The 17,919-nt window shown below is 40.2% G+C and carries 17 protein-coding genes; all 17 read left to right on the forward strand.

Annotated elements, in window-relative coordinates; all coding sequences use genetic code 11:
• The first annotated feature begins 38 nt into the window (after positions 1–38).
• The 17 genes from Q7O90_RS04460 (at position 39) to Q7O90_RS04540 (ending at position 17,864) form a co-directional block, all read left to right on the forward strand.
• Positions 39–1,733: an ATP-binding cassette domain-containing protein gene (locus Q7O90_RS04460; RefSeq protein ID WP_304128008.1), complete on the forward strand. Its 1,695-nt coding sequence runs from the start codon at positions 39–41 to the stop codon at positions 1,731–1,733.
• Between the two features lie 23 nt (positions 1,734–1,756).
• Positions 1,757–3,943 (forward strand): Cys-rich peptide radical SAM maturase CcpM, encoded by a 2,187-nt coding sequence (gene ccpM, locus Q7O90_RS04465; protein WP_304128010.1) that lies wholly within the window; start codon positions 1,757–1,759, stop codon positions 3,941–3,943.
• Entirely contained in the window at positions 3,936–4,202 is a 267-nt protein-coding gene (locus Q7O90_RS04470) for a hypothetical protein (RefSeq protein ID WP_304128013.1), read from the forward strand. The genes ccpM and Q7O90_RS04470 overlap by 8 nt, the downstream gene beginning before the upstream one ends.
• Before the next feature lie 39 nt (positions 4,203–4,241).
• The gene (locus Q7O90_RS04475) at positions 4,242–4,439 is read left to right on the forward strand and encodes a hypothetical protein (RefSeq protein WP_304128015.1); all 198 of its coding nucleotides are present in this window, start codon (positions 4,242–4,244) and stop codon (positions 4,437–4,439) included.
• Between the two features lie 608 nt (positions 4,440–5,047).
• Complete coding sequence (locus Q7O90_RS04480; protein WP_106056184.1) at positions 5,048–5,764, forward strand: amino acid ABC transporter permease; 717 nt, start codon at positions 5,048–5,050, stop codon at positions 5,762–5,764.
• Positions 5,764–6,483: an amino acid ABC transporter ATP-binding protein gene (locus tag Q7O90_RS04485; protein WP_304128020.1), complete on the forward strand. Its 720-nt coding sequence runs from the start codon at positions 5,764–5,766 to the stop codon at positions 6,481–6,483. Before Q7O90_RS04480 ends, Q7O90_RS04485 begins: the two co-directional genes overlap by 1 nt.
• 245 nt (positions 6,484–6,728) lie before the next feature.
• A complete protein-coding gene (gene ftsE / locus Q7O90_RS04490; protein WP_106056188.1) occupies positions 6,729–7,457 on the forward strand; it encodes a cell division ATP-binding protein FtsE in 729 nt (242 codons plus the stop codon).
• The gene (gene ftsX, locus Q7O90_RS04495; RefSeq protein ID WP_106056190.1) at positions 7,447–8,340 is read left to right on the forward strand and encodes a permease-like cell division protein FtsX; all 894 of its coding nucleotides are present in this window, start codon (positions 7,447–7,449) and stop codon (positions 8,338–8,340) included. Before ftsE ends, ftsX begins: the two co-directional genes overlap by 11 nt.
• An 11-nt stretch (positions 8,341–8,351) precedes the next feature.
• The gene (locus Q7O90_RS04500; RefSeq protein ID WP_304128025.1) at positions 8,352–9,530 is read left to right on the forward strand and encodes a murein hydrolase activator EnvC family protein; all 1,179 of its coding nucleotides are present in this window, start codon (positions 8,352–8,354) and stop codon (positions 9,528–9,530) included.
• A 4-nt stretch (positions 9,531–9,534) separates the two neighbouring features.
• Positions 9,535–11,187: a single-stranded-DNA-specific exonuclease RecJ gene (gene recJ / locus Q7O90_RS04505; protein ID WP_304128027.1), complete on the forward strand. Its 1,653-nt coding sequence runs from the start codon at positions 9,535–9,537 to the stop codon at positions 11,185–11,187.
• The gene (locus tag Q7O90_RS04510) at positions 11,150–12,322 is read left to right on the forward strand and encodes a S41 family peptidase (protein WP_304128030.1); all 1,173 of its coding nucleotides are present in this window, start codon (positions 11,150–11,152) and stop codon (positions 12,320–12,322) included. The genes recJ and Q7O90_RS04510 overlap by 38 nt, the downstream gene beginning before the upstream one ends.
• A gap of 10 nt (positions 12,323–12,332) precedes the next feature.
• Entirely contained in the window at positions 12,333–12,992 is a 660-nt protein-coding gene (locus tag Q7O90_RS04515) for a 4'-phosphopantetheinyl transferase family protein (RefSeq protein ID WP_304128032.1), read from the forward strand.
• Between the two features lie 87 nt (positions 12,993–13,079).
• A complete protein-coding gene (locus Q7O90_RS04520; protein ID WP_304128033.1) occupies positions 13,080–13,631 on the forward strand; it encodes a regulatory protein RecX in 552 nt (183 codons plus the stop codon).
• A gap of 108 nt (positions 13,632–13,739) precedes the next feature.
• Positions 13,740–14,735: a DNA recombination protein RmuC gene (locus Q7O90_RS04525; protein WP_304128036.1), complete on the forward strand. Its 996-nt coding sequence runs from the start codon at positions 13,740–13,742 to the stop codon at positions 14,733–14,735.
• A gap of 2 nt (positions 14,736–14,737) precedes the next feature.
• Entirely contained in the window at positions 14,738–15,451 is a 714-nt protein-coding gene (locus Q7O90_RS04530; protein ID WP_304128039.1) for a metallophosphoesterase, read from the forward strand.
• A 29-nt stretch (positions 15,452–15,480) separates the two neighbouring features.
• Entirely contained in the window at positions 15,481–16,437 is a 957-nt protein-coding gene (locus Q7O90_RS04535; RefSeq protein WP_304128042.1) for a diacylglycerol/lipid kinase family protein, read from the forward strand.
• Between the two features lie 77 nt (positions 16,438–16,514).
• Positions 16,515–17,864, forward strand: coding sequence for a D-alanyl-D-alanine carboxypeptidase family protein (locus Q7O90_RS04540; protein ID WP_304128045.1), 1,350 nt, complete (start codon positions 16,515–16,517; stop codon positions 17,862–17,864).
• Positions 17,865–17,919: the final 55 nt, after the last annotated feature.

Here is a 17,919-nt window from a genome sequence, read left to right on the forward strand (position 1 = left end):
AAACGAGTTATTTAAACAGTAATTGATAGGTGAGACGTTTGAAACCAAGTATAAGACCAGGTCAAATAAGCAAAAGTATAATATTATCAGTTTCCGAAGTTCTGAAGCATAGCAAAATCTTTATATTTTTGACTTATATAGTCATGATAATTAGTGGAATAGCACCAATTATATCGATAAAAATTATACAAAGGTTAATGAATAATTTGCAAGATGTACATGGATCATTCAGAAGCATAGTAGTATTGCTAATTGTATATTGTATTGTCAATTTAACATTAGGGCTGATACTTAGTATGTATAACTATTACAGTTCTTTATTTGAACAGGAGTTTAATAAGTCGTTAAGTATTAAGATGTTAAAAAAAACAGATGAATTTAATCTTAAAGATTATGAAAATCCTGATACATATAACTTGATTACAAGAGCGCAAAGTCAAAATGGGACAGCAATCATTTCAGTTGTAAGAAGAACTGGTTCTATAGTTAGAGATTTTGTTTCAATAATAGGAGCCGTATCGATATTAATAAGCTTTAGGTGGTGGATTATTATCCCTTGCGTGGGAGTCCCAGTATCAAAAGCATTTGTTTCATATAAAATAGATAAAAAAAGATTTATTATTCATTTTAATCGAACAATAGAAGAGCGAAAGGCTTGGTATATAAAATATTTATTAATGATGGGACGCGGTATCAAGGATATTAAATTTCTAAATTTAAGTAGATACTTTGTGAATAAATATGATGATTTTCAGACTAAATTTAATGAACAAGATCGATATATATATCGAAGCAATTTATTAATAAGCATCTTGTTTGATGGAGTTTCATGGGTTTTAAATGGATGTATACTCTTATTTATTATCGTAAAAACCTTTTTGCGCGAATTGATGATAGGTGATTTTAGTGCGTATGTTGACTGTGTAAGTAATATATTTGATAGTACAGAAAATATATGTGATGGAGTGGAAGAACTAGCGAGTGAAGCACTGTATGTTTCAATGTTGTTTGATTATCTGAATTATGATTTAGATAACAGTACTGTGCAGTCACAACGTGATATCAATTTAAAAGATATTAATTCTATTGAATGTATTGAGCTGGAAAATGTTTCTTATAAATATGGGGATATTGTTGTACTGAGTAATTTAAATGCAAAGATTAAAAAAGGAGAACATGTGAGAATACAGGGCTGTAATGGCTCTGGCAAAACAACATTGATTAAAATATTATCGGGACTATACACTGACTATGAAGGAACTATAAAAATCAATGGTATTGACTTGAAATTTATAAATTTAGATACATATAGAAAATGTATAAGTTGTGTTTTTCAAGATTATGCTAAATTTGAATCAAGTTTTTTAGACAATGTAACATATTCAAATATTTATTCGACTATTGATTACGATAGAATATTTGACACTTTAGTCAAAGTGCAATTAAATGATAAAGTTCAGGACATAGGTATAAACACATTAATTGGAAGTTGGTTTGGAGAGACAGATTTATCAGGAGGAGAATGGCAACGACTGGCCATTGCAAGAGCATTATATAGAAAGGCTGATGTTTATATTTTTGATGAAATCGATGCATCCTTGGATGAAGAAGCTCGAAAATCAATTAGGAATTATGCTATAGATTCAGTAAAGGAAAAAATAATTATAGAAGTATCTCACAGAGAAAGTGCATATGATCAAATTACTAATGAAATTTATCTAAAATATGTGTAGGAGACTATGTGGAGGCCGTATGTATGGTTAACAAAAGGAAAAACATACCATTTATTCACGTTTTCAGAACATCCGTAGGAAATTATTTTTACGATGTAAATAAAAATGAAATAGTAAGAATATCAGAAGAGGTATTTGAAATTCTTTACAAATGTGAAAATAATAATACGATAGATGAGAGGTTTTACTGCAATAGTGAAATTAAGCATCTGATAAATCGTGGATATTTGAGAAGTGATAAAGTCATGTTATCAAAACATCCTGATTTAGATTATATTCAATTTTTCTTACAGAACCATTTAGATACACTTTTGCTTCAAGTTTCTCAAGGATGTAATCTTAGATGCGGATATTGCATATATTCTGGAGGATATGATAATAGGACACATCAGAATAATATGATGAGTTGGGATACGGCAAAAAGGTCTATAGATTTTATTGTGGAGCGATCTGCAGATTGTAAGACACTTTACTTTGGGTTTTATGGAGGAGAACCATTATGTAACTTTAGTTTGATTAAAAGATGTATAGAGTATATTAAGCAAGTATGTACAGACAAAGCATTGTATTTAAATATTACAACAAATGGCACTCTTTTATCAGAAGATATTTCTGATTATTTTGTTAAAAATAATGTTTCGATAATGGTGAGTTTAGATGGACCAAGAGATGTTCACGATGCTTCACGACGATATGCTATTTCAAATAAAGGAAGTTTCGATGATGTGTGGAATAATATTAAATACTTATATGAAAATCATCCTGAATATTATCGAGAAATGGTTCATTTTAACACTGTTTTAAATAGCGAAGGATACAAAACAGTTGAGGAGTTCTTTTCCAATGAACCAATGTTATCTGATTCGGTTATAACTTCTAGCTTTATTTCTAACAATTATAGTAAAAAAGCTAATAGTGTTTCTAATAAATTTATGGGGGAGTATTCTTATAATGAATTTGTTTGCTTTTTATCTAGATTAGGTCTAATAAATGAAATCCCACATAAATTATTAGATTTAAAGTTTTTAAGAATTTGTGAACTAGATGAACGGTTAGGAGGAAGGGAATTTTTACCTTGTGAGGGGCATAGAGCCGGAGGATGCATTCCTGGTGTTCAGAAGCTTTTTGTAACAGTTGAAGGTAAATTTTATCCATGTGAACGTGTCAGTGAAATTTACGATACAACGAATATTGGTAATATAGATACTGGACTAGATATTGATAAAATAAAAGCACTTTCCAATATACAAGACTACACGTTTGAAATCTGTAGAGAGTGTTGGGCATATTCTTTTTGTGAGATATGTTTAACAGGAGTAGAAGATGCGGATGGTATTTCTTCGAAAAAAATTCTTAATAAGTGCAAGGCAACAAGATGTTCAATTGAAGATACATTTAAAGATTACACAGTCTTAAAGCATGTGGGATTCAATCTAGATAAGGAAAACAGAAAAAATTTTTGTTTAAATTATGATTTTGACAATATCGATTCCATGAATTATGAAGTAGAAAGTCAAGAACTTTATAGTATTTCAACTCCAATTGTGTTCGTAACAGGACTTTTTAACGGACTGGATACAAATGCAACGATTAGGATGTTACATAAGTCCTTAATTGAAAAAGGGTACAAAGTAACTTCCTTTGTTTGTGATTTTGAGGATAATGACAATAAAGTATTTTCGATTAAGCATTTAAACAAAATATGGGAGATTCCAACTAGTTTAGGATTAGTATTAAATATTAATCATGCGATTAAATTTGTAGAATATACCCAAGATGTAGATTTAATTTTACTAGAAATACCAAGTGGTATAACTCAGATGACAAATAAAGTTGTGAAGTGTATGGATGATTATTTATTCAATGCAATAAGGGCAGTAAATCCTGATTGTATTACAGTAAATATTCCGTTTAACAACTATCTTGATTGCGATATTGATTACATCATCAAAGATCTTAGTGAAAGATATGGGAAAACATTTGATGTATGCAATGTAACAAATAAAAAAGTTTGCTTGGAAGAATCAGAAAGATATAATGAAGCAACATATCTCAGTATAGATAGAGAATTTGTAAAGACCAACTTAAACGAAATCGTGCAAAAGAATAGTAAAGTGGTGTTTGATAACGGCAAGGATGGTGACAGCTTAGCAGATGCTATAATAGGTATATTGCATGGTTTTTATTTGGAGGAAATTAGCGATGAGTAATAATTCATCAATACATGAAATATTAATAAAAATATTTCAAAAGCGGGTAAATATAAATTTTGATGAAAGACAAGATTTGAGATGTCACAGTCTTTTTGATGAGACACTGCAAATTCCGATTAGAGAACTTGTTCTTGTAGTAATTGATATTAAAGAAAAATTAAATTATGAATTTACAGATAACGATTTGAAAAAAGGGAGCTTTGAAAATTTTGAATCAGTAGAGCAAACCATTATACAGAATTCTTTATCAACATAATATGTTGACAAATATATAGAAAGAAAGGAGGTGTGTATAATGTTAGAACTAGCGAAGAAGAGTGTAGGATCCAGAGAGATTACACCTATGTCACAATGCTTATTAATTTGTGTTTCTGGTTGTAAGAGTGGAGCAATAGCACAATGCAAATGCTCAAAGAAGAGAAGTAAAGCTAAGAGTTATGGCTCAAAATATAACTCGTTCCACCTTTATATGCTAAGTCCAGATGGAGGTTAGACACCTAAATAGTTCTATTTGTTTTTGATATACAAGTATTGTATAAGAGAACGTTTAGAATTAAAACAGATGATAATCATTCGATAAATGCCCTCTTTACTAAGGAATTAGGTAAGGAGGGTATTTTTAATATAGTGTATTTGTTCCCTAGATTCATCTCGTCTTTTATATTCCTTTTTGTAAGTTTCTAAGAAATATGTCAAGAGAATGAATGAGCCATTGCATTACGTGAAAAGAATCTACTACTGATACAATATTTGGGAAAGGCATTGTCTTCTATGTCAAGTAAAGATGTGATAATATTCATATGAATTCCTTTCTCAGATGTTTACCCAAAAACATATTATGAGAAAGTGAAAAGCGGGGCAAGAGTAAAAATTGCCTCGCTTTTCATATACAAAATTTGCCCCTAAAATATCTAGCCCCTAAAAAACTTTGCTCACCTTGCAGAAGGTGAGTTTTTTATTCATATGAGAAATTATGCACGCCCATTTATCTGCATAAATATACTAATATACTAAAATAAATACAATAAATTATTGATTTACAGATAAAATGGTGTTACTATATTCATATCGTTAAATGATTATAGAAAGTAAGGAATCAAAATGGATGCTTATATCACAGGTTTTCTAGTTTCATGTAAGGGAATTCCCGCAACTGTATTTGTAAGCGTATTATCAGTTGCCATAGGCTCGGTAGTCGGACTACTGATTGCTCTCATGAGAACATCAAAGAATAGATTTTTAAGTGGGATCTCAAAGCTATATGTCGATATAGTTAGGGGTACCCCTATGCTCGTGCAGGCGCTTATATTCGCCTATGGAATACCGGAGTTCATACAAACACATCTGTTTTACTTCAAATGGGCAAACCTAATCATACCTGCTATAATCGTTTGTGGGCTTAATAGTGCCGCATATATGTCTGAGGTAATTCGCAGCGGAATCCAGGCTGTGGATAAAGGACAGATGGAAGCAGCGAGGTCGCTCGGTATGAGTAAGACTATGGCTATGAGACTTATCATCATTCCGCAGGCTGTTAAGATTATACTTCCAGCGGTTGGAAATGAGTTTGTAACACTTATCAAGGAGACATCTGTTCTGAGTTATGTAGGAGTACATGAGATTTTGCGTAAGGGTACACTGCTTAGCGCAGCAACATTTGAAGCGTTTCCAGCATACATAGGCGTAGCGTTAGCTTATCTGTTACTAACACTGCCTCTTTCTAAGCTAATCGCTGTTCTTGAGCGACGTGGCAAGGGAAGTGAGAAGAAGATAGGGGAAGAGAAAAACAAACCAGTGCTCGAGGGAGGAGCAGCATAATGATAGAGATTAAGAAGCTATATAAATCATATGGAGATAATGAAGTGCTAAAGGGCATCGATCAGACAGTAAGCGAGGCGGAGGTGCTCTGCATAGTAGGACCTTCAGGCTCTGGAAAATCCACGATGCTTAGATGCATCAATTTACTTGAAATTCCTACATCCGGAGAAGTATACATCGATGGAGAACTCGTGACGAGCCAGAATATCAATGAAATCAGAACTAAGATGGGTATGGTGTTCCAGAACTTCAACCTCTTCCCGCATATGACAGTACTCGAGAACGTGACCTGTGCACCTATCAATGTTAAAGGTGTGAGCAAGGCTGATGCTGAAGCAAAAGCCATGGAGCTTCTTACGCGAGTTGGACTTGATAACAAAGCTAATGCCTATCCGCGCTCCCTATCAGGAGGTCAGCAGCAGCGTGTTGCGATAGCCAGAGCTCTAGCTATGGATCCTGAGATAATGCTCTTTGACGAGCCTACATCTGCACTTGATCCTGAGATGGTAGGAGAGGTTCTAGATGTAATGAAGGACTTAGCCAAGGAAGGGTTGGCGATGATTGTGGTCACTCACGAGATGGGGTTTGCCAAGGAGGTAGCTGATAAGGTCATATTCATGGATGATGGCGTTATCGTCGAGCAGGGAACACCCGAAGAGGTTCTTGTAAATCCGTCAGAGGAGAGAACGAAGAACTTCTTATCCAAGGTTTTAAGTTAATATTACGCAATTCAGATAATGCATAAAAGCTATGGTGGTTGTTAAATGCTGATATGTAGTGGCTCTCGAAGTACGCACAACAATATTTTGCGCTATTCAGTTTTTGTGTGAAGATTTGCGATTGAATTTGTTGAAAAATGGCACGGTATAGTGACTCTGTACCGTGCTTTTGTAGTGCCTTTTGTTTATTTTTCAGCGTTTTTGGTGTATAATACTACAATCTGTTGGTGTATCTAGGAGGTCATATGATCGAATTTAAGAATGTTACTAAACATTATGGCAACAACGTAGGACTAGAGAACGCAACTGTTCGTATTGAGAAAGGTGATTTCGTCTTCCTCGTTGGACCGAGTGGTGCGGGCAAGACAACCTTTGTAAGGCTTATACTCAATGAAATTAGCACAGACAAGGGAACCATTGTAGTTGCCGGTAAGGATATAACAAGATTGTCCAGAAGGGAGATCCCAGAACTGAGGCAGAAGATTGGAATGGTGTTCCAGGATTTCAGACTTCTTGAAAAGAAGACAGTGTATGAAAACGTCGCTTTTGCTATGGAAGTAGTACATGCTAAGCGCAAGGATATCAGGAGACAGGTCCCATACGTACTTGACCTAGTCGGCATTCTTGATAAGCAGGATAGATATCCTAATGAGCTCAGTGCTGGTGAGCAGCAGCGTGTCGGCATCGCTAGAGCGATTGTCAATAATCCTAGAGTACTTATCGCCGACGAGCCAACTGGAAATCTTGACCCTATTACGGCCATGGAAATTATGGAAATCCTGGATAAGATTAATCTTCGTGGTACCACAATCCTCATGGTTACGCATGCGAAGGACATCGTTGACCAGATGAATAAGCGTGTAGTAGCGATTGAAGATGGTCATATTGTCCGTGATGAGCAGGGGCAATATGGATTCTATAACGAAGAAGAATACTACGATTACGATGAGGGGGTAGATAAATATGTTTTCTAGAGCAAAGTACACTCTCAAGCAGTCGGTTTCGCAGATTGGTCGTAACAAGGGTATGAATATCACTGCCGTACTTGCTATTTCGGCGATGATGCTTATCCTCGGATTATTCTTCGTAGCATTTGTAAACGTTGACCTTTTTGCCAATGTTATCAAACAGGATTACAATATCGTTGAGGTCTTCTTAAACGATAACAATACAGATGCTGTAAATAATGATATCGGGAGCAAACTTAAGTCCACAGAAGGTGTGGACAAGGTTGAGTTCAGATCTAAGGCAGATGCGATAAAGATCATGAAGAAACGCTGGGGAGATAACGGTTATCTTCTCGATAGCCTTGCGGATAACCCGCTACCTAACTCATATCTCGTGTATGTTAAGGATAAGTCGGTAGCAGATAAGCTTTCCAAGAGTGCAACATCCATTTCTGGTGTTGAAGATATTAAGTACTATCAGGATACAGTTGAGAAGCTGCAGAGGATAACGAATTTCATTCAGACAGCGTCGATTATTACAATGATTTTCCTTATAATCGTATCGGTTATCATCGTTGCTAATACTATTAAGCTAACTGTATTTGCACGTTCTAAAGAGATAAGCATAATGAAATACCTTGGAGCGACGGACTGGTTCGTAAGAGGACCGTTCTTGTTTGAGGGGATTATTCTCGGGTTTGTGTCTGCGACCATTTCAACGGCGCTAATGTTTGTTATATATTCGAGACTCATCGGAGTAGTTGGACCTGATATCATGAGGATGCTATCGGTGCCTGTAGTCCCAACAGGATACCTGATTCCTAACGTAATGCTCATATTCATTGCGCTTGGAGTAGGAGTAGGTACCTGTGGCAGTATAATCTCGATAAGAAGGTTCTTAGATAGATAAGGAGGAGACGAATGACTAGGGTGAATAAAACAAAGTGTGTAGTGGTTTCGCTGCTCGCCTTAACTATGGTTGTATCGGCATTTGTAACATCTGTGCCGTCATATGCAACTAGCGCTGCTCAAAAGAAGAAGGAAGCGGCAGCAGCAGGAGCGAAGTCTGAAGAGTTTAGTGCTAAAGTCGGTGAAGCGACTAAGAAGGTAGAAGAACTAGAAGCTAATATCAATAATGCGCAAGCGGAGATCAATGCGACGCAGGCAAAGCTCGAAGCAAAGAAGGCTGCTGTAAGCAAGCAAACGGAAGCTCTAAATTCAAGGCTTAGAGCTATGTATAAGACGGGTACAGCAGGCTTTATCAATGTAATCTTGAGTTCAGGCAATGTTAGCGAACTGATAACAAACGTTAGTATGGTGCAGAGGGTGCTCTCTAGTGACAAGAAGCTTCTCAGCACACTTCAGAAGGACTATAAAGAGATTGAATCGCTTCAGGATCAGCAGATTAAACAGGAAAAGATTCTGGAGAAGAACAAAAAGGAAGTCGAAGCAACTCGTGAAAAGTACAAGGGGCTTGCGGATGAATATTCTAAACAGCAGGATCAGCTAAATGCTGAGGGCGATAAGCTAGCAGCAGAGGCAGCAGCAGCTCAGGCAGCAGCAGAGGAAAAGCTTAGAAGACAGCAGGCTGCACAGGCTCAGAGCCAGTCTTCTTCGAGTAGCTCGAGCAGTTCAAGCAGTTCAAGCTCAAGCTCAAGTTCGAGCAGCTCAAGCAGCTCGAGCTCAAGCCGACCAAGTGCGCCAACTACTTCAAGCGGATATCAGTGGCCAGTAAGTGGTGGAACTATAACTTCTCCTTTCGGATGGAGAGTTCATCCAATATTCAAGACAAAGAAGTATCACGATGGTGTAGATGTATCAGGTCTGAGAACGGGTACACCTATTAGAGCTATCGCTAACGGTTACGTTACCAAGGCATCGTACTATGGTGGCTACGGTAACTGCGTTATGATTTCAATCGGAAACGGATATACCACCCTATACGGACATATGAGTGGATTTGCGGTATCCAATGGGCAGTATGTAACTAAGGGGCAAGTTGTTGGATACATTGGAAGTACGGGTTGGTCAACAGGTCCGCATCTTCATTTCAGTTTAATCAAGAACGGCACGTATATTAACCCAATGAGTTTATTCTAATTATATGAATATAGATATTTTTAAAAGCACTCCAGTGCTGAGTGAATTATTAAGAAAAAGAGGGATTGAAGGAGATGCGGAGCTCGAAGAGTTCCTTTCTCCGAGTCCTAAGCTCGCATATGATCCATTCCTGCTAGCAAACATGCATGCGGGAGTGGATTTGTTGTTAGATGCTATATACAGCGGATCTAAAATAGTTATATATGGTGATTATGACTGTGATGGCGTAACTTCGACAGCTCTTCTGATGAAGGTTATCGGCTCTCTCACAGACAATGTGACTTACTATATACCTTCCAGACTTGATGAGGGCTATGGACTTAATAAGTCAGCCATAGACCAGATATATCAGGACGAAGGCGAGGTTATCGTCACAGTCGACTGTGGGTCTGTGTCAGCCGAAGAGGTTGCGTATGCGAATAGCCTTGGCATCGAGACAATTGTGACTGATCACCATACTATAAAAGATGTGATTGCGCCAGGAATCGTCATTAATCCCAAGGCGCCAGAAGATGCTTATCCCTTTAAGGGCCTTGCAGGGGTAGGGGTAGCATATAAACTTGCATTAGCACTTAGTCGTAACTGTGAAATCCCTCGCAGCCTTATTACAGAAGTGCTCGAACTCGTTGCGGTTGGAACTATCGGAGATGTAATGCCGCTCACAGATGAGAACCGCTCGCTTGTAAAGTATGGTCTAAGACTCATGAGACTTGGATTTAAGAACAAGGGACTAAGAAGGCTTGCAGAACTATCAGGTGTAGATTACAACAATATTACTTCTACGAACGTTGCTTTTTCGTTAGTTCCTAGGATTAATGCTGCGGGTAGACTTGGTGATGCCTCGCTTGGAGTTAGAGCATTGCTATCTGATGACGATGATGAAGTAGAGCGTCTATGCACAAAGCTTATGGAGACAAATGCGAAGCGACGTGAGTTACAGCAGGAAGCTTTTGAAAACTGCATAAGTCTTGTGGATGATGAACTCGAAAAGGGTGATTTCGTAATGATTGAGGCCGACCATGCTCACGAGGGAATCCTGGGAATTGTAGCTGGAAATCTCAAAGAGCGCTACAATAGACCAGTTGTTATTGTGTCACCAAACGATGGGCTCCTCAAAGGAACTGGCAGATCTATCGAGGGGATAGACTTGTATTCTCTGCTGAATCGTCATTCAGAGTATTTTGTGAAGTTCGGTGGGCATAAGGCTGCTTGCGGATTCACGATGGAGACTGAGAATCTTGAAAAGCTCAGGACTTCGTTAAATGAAGATGTGGCCGGACTGCTTGCGGATAATGAAAAGTTATTTGACAAGACGATAGAGGCGGACATGGATATAATAGTTCCGGATACAAGTATAGAGCTTGCGCGAGCGCTAGAGCTTTTTGCACCGTTCGGAGCAGGAAATCTAGAACCAGTGTTCAGATTCGAGAAGGCGCAGGTTGTAGACTTAAAATTCCTATCGGATAATAAACATGCGAGATTTTCTGTGATGCAGCACGGAAGTGCTATTCAGTGCATAATGTTCAACAAAGCGATGGACGCGTATAGCCTGATTGCTAGCAATAAACCTCTGACAGTTTACGGAGTGATGGACATAAATAGGTGGAAGGACAGAGAGAATGTTCAAATCAGAGTCCTCGATATTGAGGAGGCATAGAACATTATTAATCGCATTTGCCGCAGGGTTTGGAACTGCGGTGGTTTGCGCTGTGATTTTCATGCATATTGTGCTTGGGGGGAGACTGATATCTCAGTACAAGCTCGACCAATATGAGGCCTTAGATGATGAGTTCGGCAAGTACTATGACATTCAGAAAATAATCAATAACAAGGCATACTACAAGCAAGACACCGACGAAGTCGATAAAGCTGTAGCACTTGGTATGCTAAAGACGCTAGATGATAAATACGCCGAATATATGACGGAGAAAGAGTACGAGGCATTTGAACGCAGGTATTTAACATCATATTCTGGCGTCGGAGTAGCTCTTAAGCTTGATGAAAATAATAAAATCGTGGTTAATAGGGTCCTATCTGGAAGCGATGCAGAACAATCAGGGATTCTAGCGGGGGACGAACTCCTTAAAATTAATGGCAAGAATGTAAAGAGCCTAAACGATGCAGCCGAGCTAATGGAAGGCGGCGGAGACAACGATGTCGAATTTACTATCTCGCGAGGGGGAGTCGTTAAGAAGTACAAGCTCACTCGTTCTAAAGTTGAAGATGATGGCGTGACTTATGAGGTGAAGGATTCATCAAAACACATAGGATATATACGCATCAGTACATTTAGAAAGGGAACTTCAAAATCATTCAAAAACGCTATAGAGATGCTTAAAACCGAGGATTGCAATAAGATCATCGTTGATATACGCGGCAATACCGGAGGGGTAGTCGAAGAAGCATTTGGTTCAGCAGACGAGGTTCTTAAAAAAGCGAAGCTTGGCAAGATAGTTTCCAAGAAAAAGACCAAGAAATACACTTCGGATGACAGTTCGGCTGATGTAAAGCTTGCAGTCCTTGTAGATCAAGATACAGCAAGTGCGGCGGAGATATTTGCGGCTGCACTAAAAGCAAACGATGTGAAAATAATTGGAACTAAGACGTACGGAAAAGGTGTAATACAGACGATTTTTAAGCTTAAGGGTGGATCTGTGGTGAAACTGACGACTGCAGAGTATATCGATCCAAATGGCAAAAAGATAAATGAAAAAGGCGTAATGCCTAATGTGGAAGCAAAGTCTGGAGATGTAGCAATCAAGGAAGCGATGAAGCTGTTTGAGAGCAAGTAGGGGGCTCGCAATGTATTTATTCTATACAAATGAATACAAGAGGAATTCTGCGCATAGTAGAGAACTCCTTGCAAGGAGTATTAGAAAGCTTGCTGGGAGTGGGTGTAAATTAGATGTTCTTCCTGAATTAGCTACACGTACAGATGGAGAGCTTCTAGGTTATATATCGGATAATATCGAGTTCAATAAAAATGGAAAGCCTCATATCGCTGGGATTCCAGACTATTCGATCTCTCATAGCGAGAATACTTGGGCAATCATTTTTTCAGATGCACCATGCGGCCTCGATATACAGTATAATAAAAAAGCGAAGCTCGAGAAGATTGCTGTAAAGTTATATCAGGAAGATGAGCAGGAGAGCGCAAATAGACTAGGGATAGATGAGTTCTTCCGCATATGGTCAAGGAGAGAGGCGCTTATCAAAGCTGCCGGAAGCTCTGTCTTCTACGATGCTCCTAGCACAATGTGGGGAAGCGCTTCATATGAAGGCTATCTATGGCGCATCTATGATGTTTCGCTAGGCGCTGAGATATGCAGTGCTGATAATGCGGAGACTATACATAGCGATAAGCAGTGCAAGAGAGAGGGACTACCTCATGTAGCAGTAGCGGTAAGAGATGATTCTGCATTTGGAGGAACTAATAATCTGCAGGTATCTACGCTTGATTAATAAACATGGGTGATATATTAGCGCCTAAGGTGCACGGTAGCAAGTATACTTACGTAAAATATATTACCGATAGGAGTATATGGGGATATGAGCAAGAAACGCGGCGTCGGTGATGAGGCTATGAGATACCTATCGCACCGCATGAGAACTGAGCAGGAGATGCGTCAGCACCTCAAGGAAAAGGAATATGAGGACTCCGAGATAGAGGGCGCAATTGATGACCTTAAGGCTCACCACTACATAGATGACTATGAATACGCGCTTGCTTTCTACAGGAATTCCTTTGAGAAGCTTAGGGGCGGTATGAGAGCGAAGCGTGAACTTGAGCAGAAGGGTGTCGATGTTCTAACTGCAGAAAATGCTTTAGAAGATTATAAGTACGAAGCGGGCGTAAATGAGCTTGCAAATGCCAGGCGAATAGCGGTAGAGAGCATATACGGTTCCGAAGCGATGAGAGGGTACGAGAACTCGGTAGAAACCGTGCTACTGGATCCTTCATATAGCGAAGAGGCAGAATATCTGGATGAACGCAAGATAGCATCTATGGCTAGAAAGCTAGAGAACAGAGGATATACCAGCGGTGTTATCTATAAGATAATCTCCGAGATGCGTAGCTGGAAGGTCAAAGCAAAAAGGTAAAGCAATAAATATATGAATACTATTATGATATTGTTATTAATTATTTGTCTAGGGTCGATGCTCATGAGCATCCTCGTTCTGATGCGCACGAAAGGCAATGAGGAGCGAATGGATACGTATTTTAAGGCGTACGGCGATGCTATTGCCAAGAGTCAGATGACGATGTCCGAGCATCAGGATTTGAGGCTCAAAGAGCTCAATGACAGCATGGCGAGGCTTCGTGCTGAGAATAACACGCAAATCGAAAACATACGCCATACGGTCGACGAGAAACTGCAGACGACTCTGGATACAAGGCTCACAAAGTCATTTGGATTAGTGAACGAGAGACTAGAGCAAGTGTACCGAGGACTCGGCGAGATGCAGTCAGTTGCACAGGGAGTTGGTGACCTCAGAAAGATACTGTCTAATGTAAAGACTCGCGGTATTCTCGGCGAGGTGCAGCTTGGGTCTATTCTCGAGCAGATGCTTCCGCCTAGTCACTACGTTAAGAACGCGAGGCTTAAGGAGAACAGCAGGGAGAATGTCGAGTTTGCGATTAGACTTCCTGGAACGGACGATCACGATGTGTTCCTCCCTATCGATGCGAAGTTCCCTGGAGATGCTTATAACGCACTGCTTGAAGCGTATGACCTAGGGGAGAAAGAGGCGATTAGCGAGGCGAAGAAGAAGCTCGTTAATAGAATCGAGAGTGAAGCCAAAGACATCAACTCGAAGTATATCAATCCACCGATTACAACGGATTTTGCAATACTCTTCCTTCCGTTCGAAGGACTGTATTCTGAAGCGATTAATGCTGGACTCATCGAACCACTGCAGAGGAAGTACAAGGTAACCATTGCTGGACCGACCACGATGGCAGCACTTCTTAATAGTCTTCAGATGGGCTTCAACACTTTAGCGATAGAGAAGAAGAGCAGTGAAGTGTGGGAGCTACTGCACGCTGTACAGAAGGAATTTGAAAGATTTGAGGTGGTTCTAGCCAAGTCGCAAGGGCACTTAAAGCAAGCTAGTGATGATATCGATGAGCTGGCAGGCGTGCGCATGCGCCAGATGAAAAGGGCGCTTCAGAGAGTAAATAATATTGAAGGCGAAGAGGAATAAGTATGAAAATATACGCCATTGCGGATCTTCATCTTTCCTTTGATGAGAGAATAGATAAGCCGATGGACGTCTTTGGACCTGGCTGGGGAGACCATGCAGAGCGAGTAAAATCCGCTTGGACTGAGCTGGTTACAGACGATGACATTGTAATAATTGCAGGAGATATATCGTGGGGGCTGAAGCTAGACGAGGCGATGGCTGACCTGGAATGGATTCATGAGCTGCCTGGTCAGAAAGTGCTCCTGCGCGGAAATCATGATCTATGGTGGTGCAGGATTCAGTACCTGAGGACACTCTACGACGATATGCATTTTCTGCAAAATGACTGCTACTATGTAGAGGAACTAGACCTTGCTATTTGCGGCTCACGCGGCTGGCCGACACCTGACGCTGCTACGTATACCGAGCATGATGAAAAGATGTATTTGCGTGAGCAAGGCAGACTTAGAAATAGCCTAGTAGAGGCGAAGAAAAAGGGCGCATCGAGAATTATCATGGCGATGCACTATCCGCCGGCTAAGATGGAAGAGACGGAATTTACCAGGATTATGCAGGAATACGGTGTTATGCAGTGCGTCTATGGTCACCTTCACGGCATGGTCGCGTGGACCAATGGTATCAAGGGCGAGCATGGTGGTATAGACTATAAACTCGTTTCACTAGACTACCTCGGTGCGAAACCAAAGCTAATTTATGATAGTGAACAGGAAATGTAACGATAAATTAAAAAAGAGGGCATTTATAAGTGAAATATGCATTTATCATTAATCCGATTGCTGGAAATGGCAAGAAGGCAGACAAGCTGTGCAAAGAAATCAGTGCAGCGGCGCTAGATTCGGAATTCGACATTGAGCTACATTATACGACTGGACCAGGTTCTGCGACGCACATCGCAGATAAGGTAGCGACCGCAGCAGAGCGTGATGGTGAGGAAGTCAGAATCTATGCATGCGGTGGAGATGGTACTGTAAATGAAGTTGCAAATGGCGTCTATGGCCATGTAAACGCAGCACTCGGAGTTATCCCGATTGGCAGTGGAAATGACCTTATCCGTAACTTCGGGGGCGCTAAAGCTACGGATTATAAAGATCTCATGTCCCAGCTTTTGGCTGAGGAGGAAGTAATTGATGTTATGTCGTACTCATACAATAGAGACGGAGAGAACTATAACAGAATCGGACTCAATGCGTTTAATATCGGTTTTGACGGGAACGTTGCGATATTGGCGACTTATTTTAATAAAAAGACTTTTATCGGTGGATCGTTGTCATACGGACTGTCGATTTTTCTAAACCTCATCGAGAAGTCGGGACAAAATCTACAGGTTACTATAGATGGAGAGCAGCTTTTTAAGGGCCCACTTATGATGTGCACCATTGGAAACGGTAGGTTTTGTGGTGGCGGAATTGAGAGCAGCCCAAAGGCGAAGCTAGATGATGGACTTCTAGATGTGCTGGTCGTGCATAGGATTCCAAGGCGTACTGTGCTGAAGGTTCTACCAAAATTCTCAAAAGGAAAGCTTAATGAGATAAAGGGAATAGAGAAGATTACTGAGTTTAAGCAAGGAAGAAAGATTGATATCATCCCTAGAAGTGGACACATGAAGTTTGTCGTAGATGGCGAGATAGCGGAGACTGACGAGCTTAAGATAGAGGTTAAGGATAGGGCTATGCGGGTGCTAGTGCCGTATCTTCAGGTTTAGCTGAAGGTCTAAGGAGCTGATTGAGCGCATCGCTTCGATGCACATCAGTAAAGAAAAATCTTGATTGGAGATTAGAGATGAAAGCATGGGATAATCTCAGGAAGAGTTTTAAAATAGCGATATTGACGGTGCTGTGCATAACTATGGTCTTCAGCACCGGTTTATTATGTATATTTTCATATGGTGCTAGCGATAAAAGCTCATCTAAATCTTCGCAGCAAACGGAATCAGCTAAGAAGTCAAACGAAGCCAAGAAGGTGCATGAACCTGAGATAAATGCAAAGAGTGCGGTTTTATACAGCGAGAATACGAATACTGTGGTGTTCTCGAAGAATAAGGATGAACGCGTAGCTCCATTTAGCACTACGAAGCTGATGACGGCGCTACTAGTCGTTAAGCACATCAAAAATCTTGATCAGAAAGTCACGATATCGAAGGAAGCAGCTGCCCTCGGTGGTTCTTCAATGGAGCTAAAAGAGGGTGAAGTTGTAACGGTTAGGCAGCTTCTGTATGGACTGATGATATTGTCGGGGAACGATGCCGCGTATAGCCTCGCAGAGGTCGTATCGAACGGTAATGTCGATGAATTCGTTAAGATGATGAATGACGAAGCAAAGGCTTTAGGCTGTAAGGATACTAATTTTGTAAATCCGAACGGGATGAAAGAAGAAAATCATTATACTACAGCTAGCGATTATATGAAGATTGCTAGGGCAGCGCTTAAGAACAAACAGGTCTATAAATTTGCAAGCACTAAAAAATACGAGATGGGAGCGACCAACCTAAACGAAGCGCGCGTCATGAAATCCCATACCGACCTGATCAACACCAGGAACTCGGGTGTAGTTGCTGGCAAAACTGGTTTCTGGAACGGTGAAGCTTCGATTGTGCTCGCTTATGATAAGAAAGATCTGAAGATGCTACTCGTGATGTTCGGTGATGATAAGGAAAATCGTCCGAAGGATGCAAAAGCGATTTTTGAATATGCATACAAATATTTAAAGGTGAATAAGCCTGTCGCAAAAGGTAAGAAGGTCACAAAGGTTCTAGTTCGCGGTGGTAAGAACACCATAGTCGATGCCTATGCAAGTGAGACGGCTTACGCGTATACCGAGAAGGGTGATCGTGCAAAGGTAACTGTAAAAATAAAGCGCGATTGGTCCGTCAAGGCTCCGCTAAGGAAGGGAGATCAGGTGGCGGTTGCAAAGGTGTATGTCGATGGTAAGTATGTGTCTGATGCACCTCTTATCGTGAAGCAGAATGTGACTAAGGGCTGGATTACATCCGAAGCCTACATCTCTAATCTAGGCGCAATGGTATTAGGACCAACTCTAGTTGTTCTAATCGTGATTGCTTGCCTAGTTAAAAGGCGCAGAAAGAAAGCTGCAGTGCCAATTGGGAAGCATGATAAGGGCAGGGATAAGTAGCTAAGCGCATCGTTGCGTCGCTTGCGACTACTTGCGTGCACCATAAGCCTATGCT

It is taken from the genome of Mogibacterium diversum (genome assembly GCF_938028775.1).
GTDB lineage: Bacteria > Bacillota > Clostridia > Peptostreptococcales > Anaerovoracaceae > Mogibacterium > Mogibacterium diversum_A.

Bases quoted from the DNA above. Each gene is read 5' to 3' on its own strand.
- ftsX (WP_106056190.1), top strand. From the start codon at position 7,447: ATGTTTTCTAGAGCAAAGTACACTCTCAAGCAGTCGGTTTCGCAGATT.
- Q7O90_RS04480 (WP_106056184.1), top strand. From the start codon at position 5,048: ATGGATGCTTATATCACAGGTTTTCTAGTTTCATGTAAGGGAATTCCC.
- Q7O90_RS04485 (WP_304128020.1), top strand. From the start codon at position 5,764: ATGATAGAGATTAAGAAGCTATATAAATCATATGGAGATAATGAAGTG.
- Q7O90_RS04530 (WP_304128039.1), top strand. From the start codon at position 14,738: ATGAAAATATACGCCATTGCGGATCTTCATCTTTCCTTTGATGAGAGA.
- Q7O90_RS04475 (WP_304128015.1), top strand. From the start codon at position 4,242: ATGTTAGAACTAGCGAAGAAGAGTGTAGGATCCAGAGAGATTACACCT.
- Q7O90_RS04525 (WP_304128036.1), top strand. From the start codon at position 13,740: ATGGATACGTATTTTAAGGCGTACGGCGATGCTATTGCCAAGAGTCAG.
- recJ (WP_304128027.1), top strand. From the start codon at position 9,535: ATGAATATAGATATTTTTAAAAGCACTCCAGTGCTGAGTGAATTATTA.
- Q7O90_RS04540 (WP_304128045.1), top strand. From the start codon at position 16,515: ATGAAAGCATGGGATAATCTCAGGAAGAGTTTTAAAATAGCGATATTG.
- Q7O90_RS04515 (WP_304128032.1), top strand. From the start codon at position 12,333: ATGTATTTATTCTATACAAATGAATACAAGAGGAATTCTGCGCATAGT.
- Q7O90_RS04520 (WP_304128033.1), top strand. From the start codon at position 13,080: ATGAGCAAGAAACGCGGCGTCGGTGATGAGGCTATGAGATACCTATCG.
- Q7O90_RS04470 (WP_304128013.1), top strand. From the start codon at position 3,936: ATGAGTAATAATTCATCAATACATGAAATATTAATAAAAATATTTCAA.
- Q7O90_RS04500 (WP_304128025.1), top strand. From the start codon at position 8,352: ATGACTAGGGTGAATAAAACAAAGTGTGTAGTGGTTTCGCTGCTCGCC.
- Q7O90_RS04510 (WP_304128030.1), top strand. From the start codon at position 11,150: ATGTTCAAATCAGAGTCCTCGATATTGAGGAGGCATAGAACATTATTA.
- ccpM (WP_304128010.1), top strand. From the start codon at position 1,757: ATGGTTAACAAAAGGAAAAACATACCATTTATTCACGTTTTCAGAACA.
- ftsE (WP_106056188.1), top strand. From the start codon at position 6,729: ATGATCGAATTTAAGAATGTTACTAAACATTATGGCAACAACGTAGGA.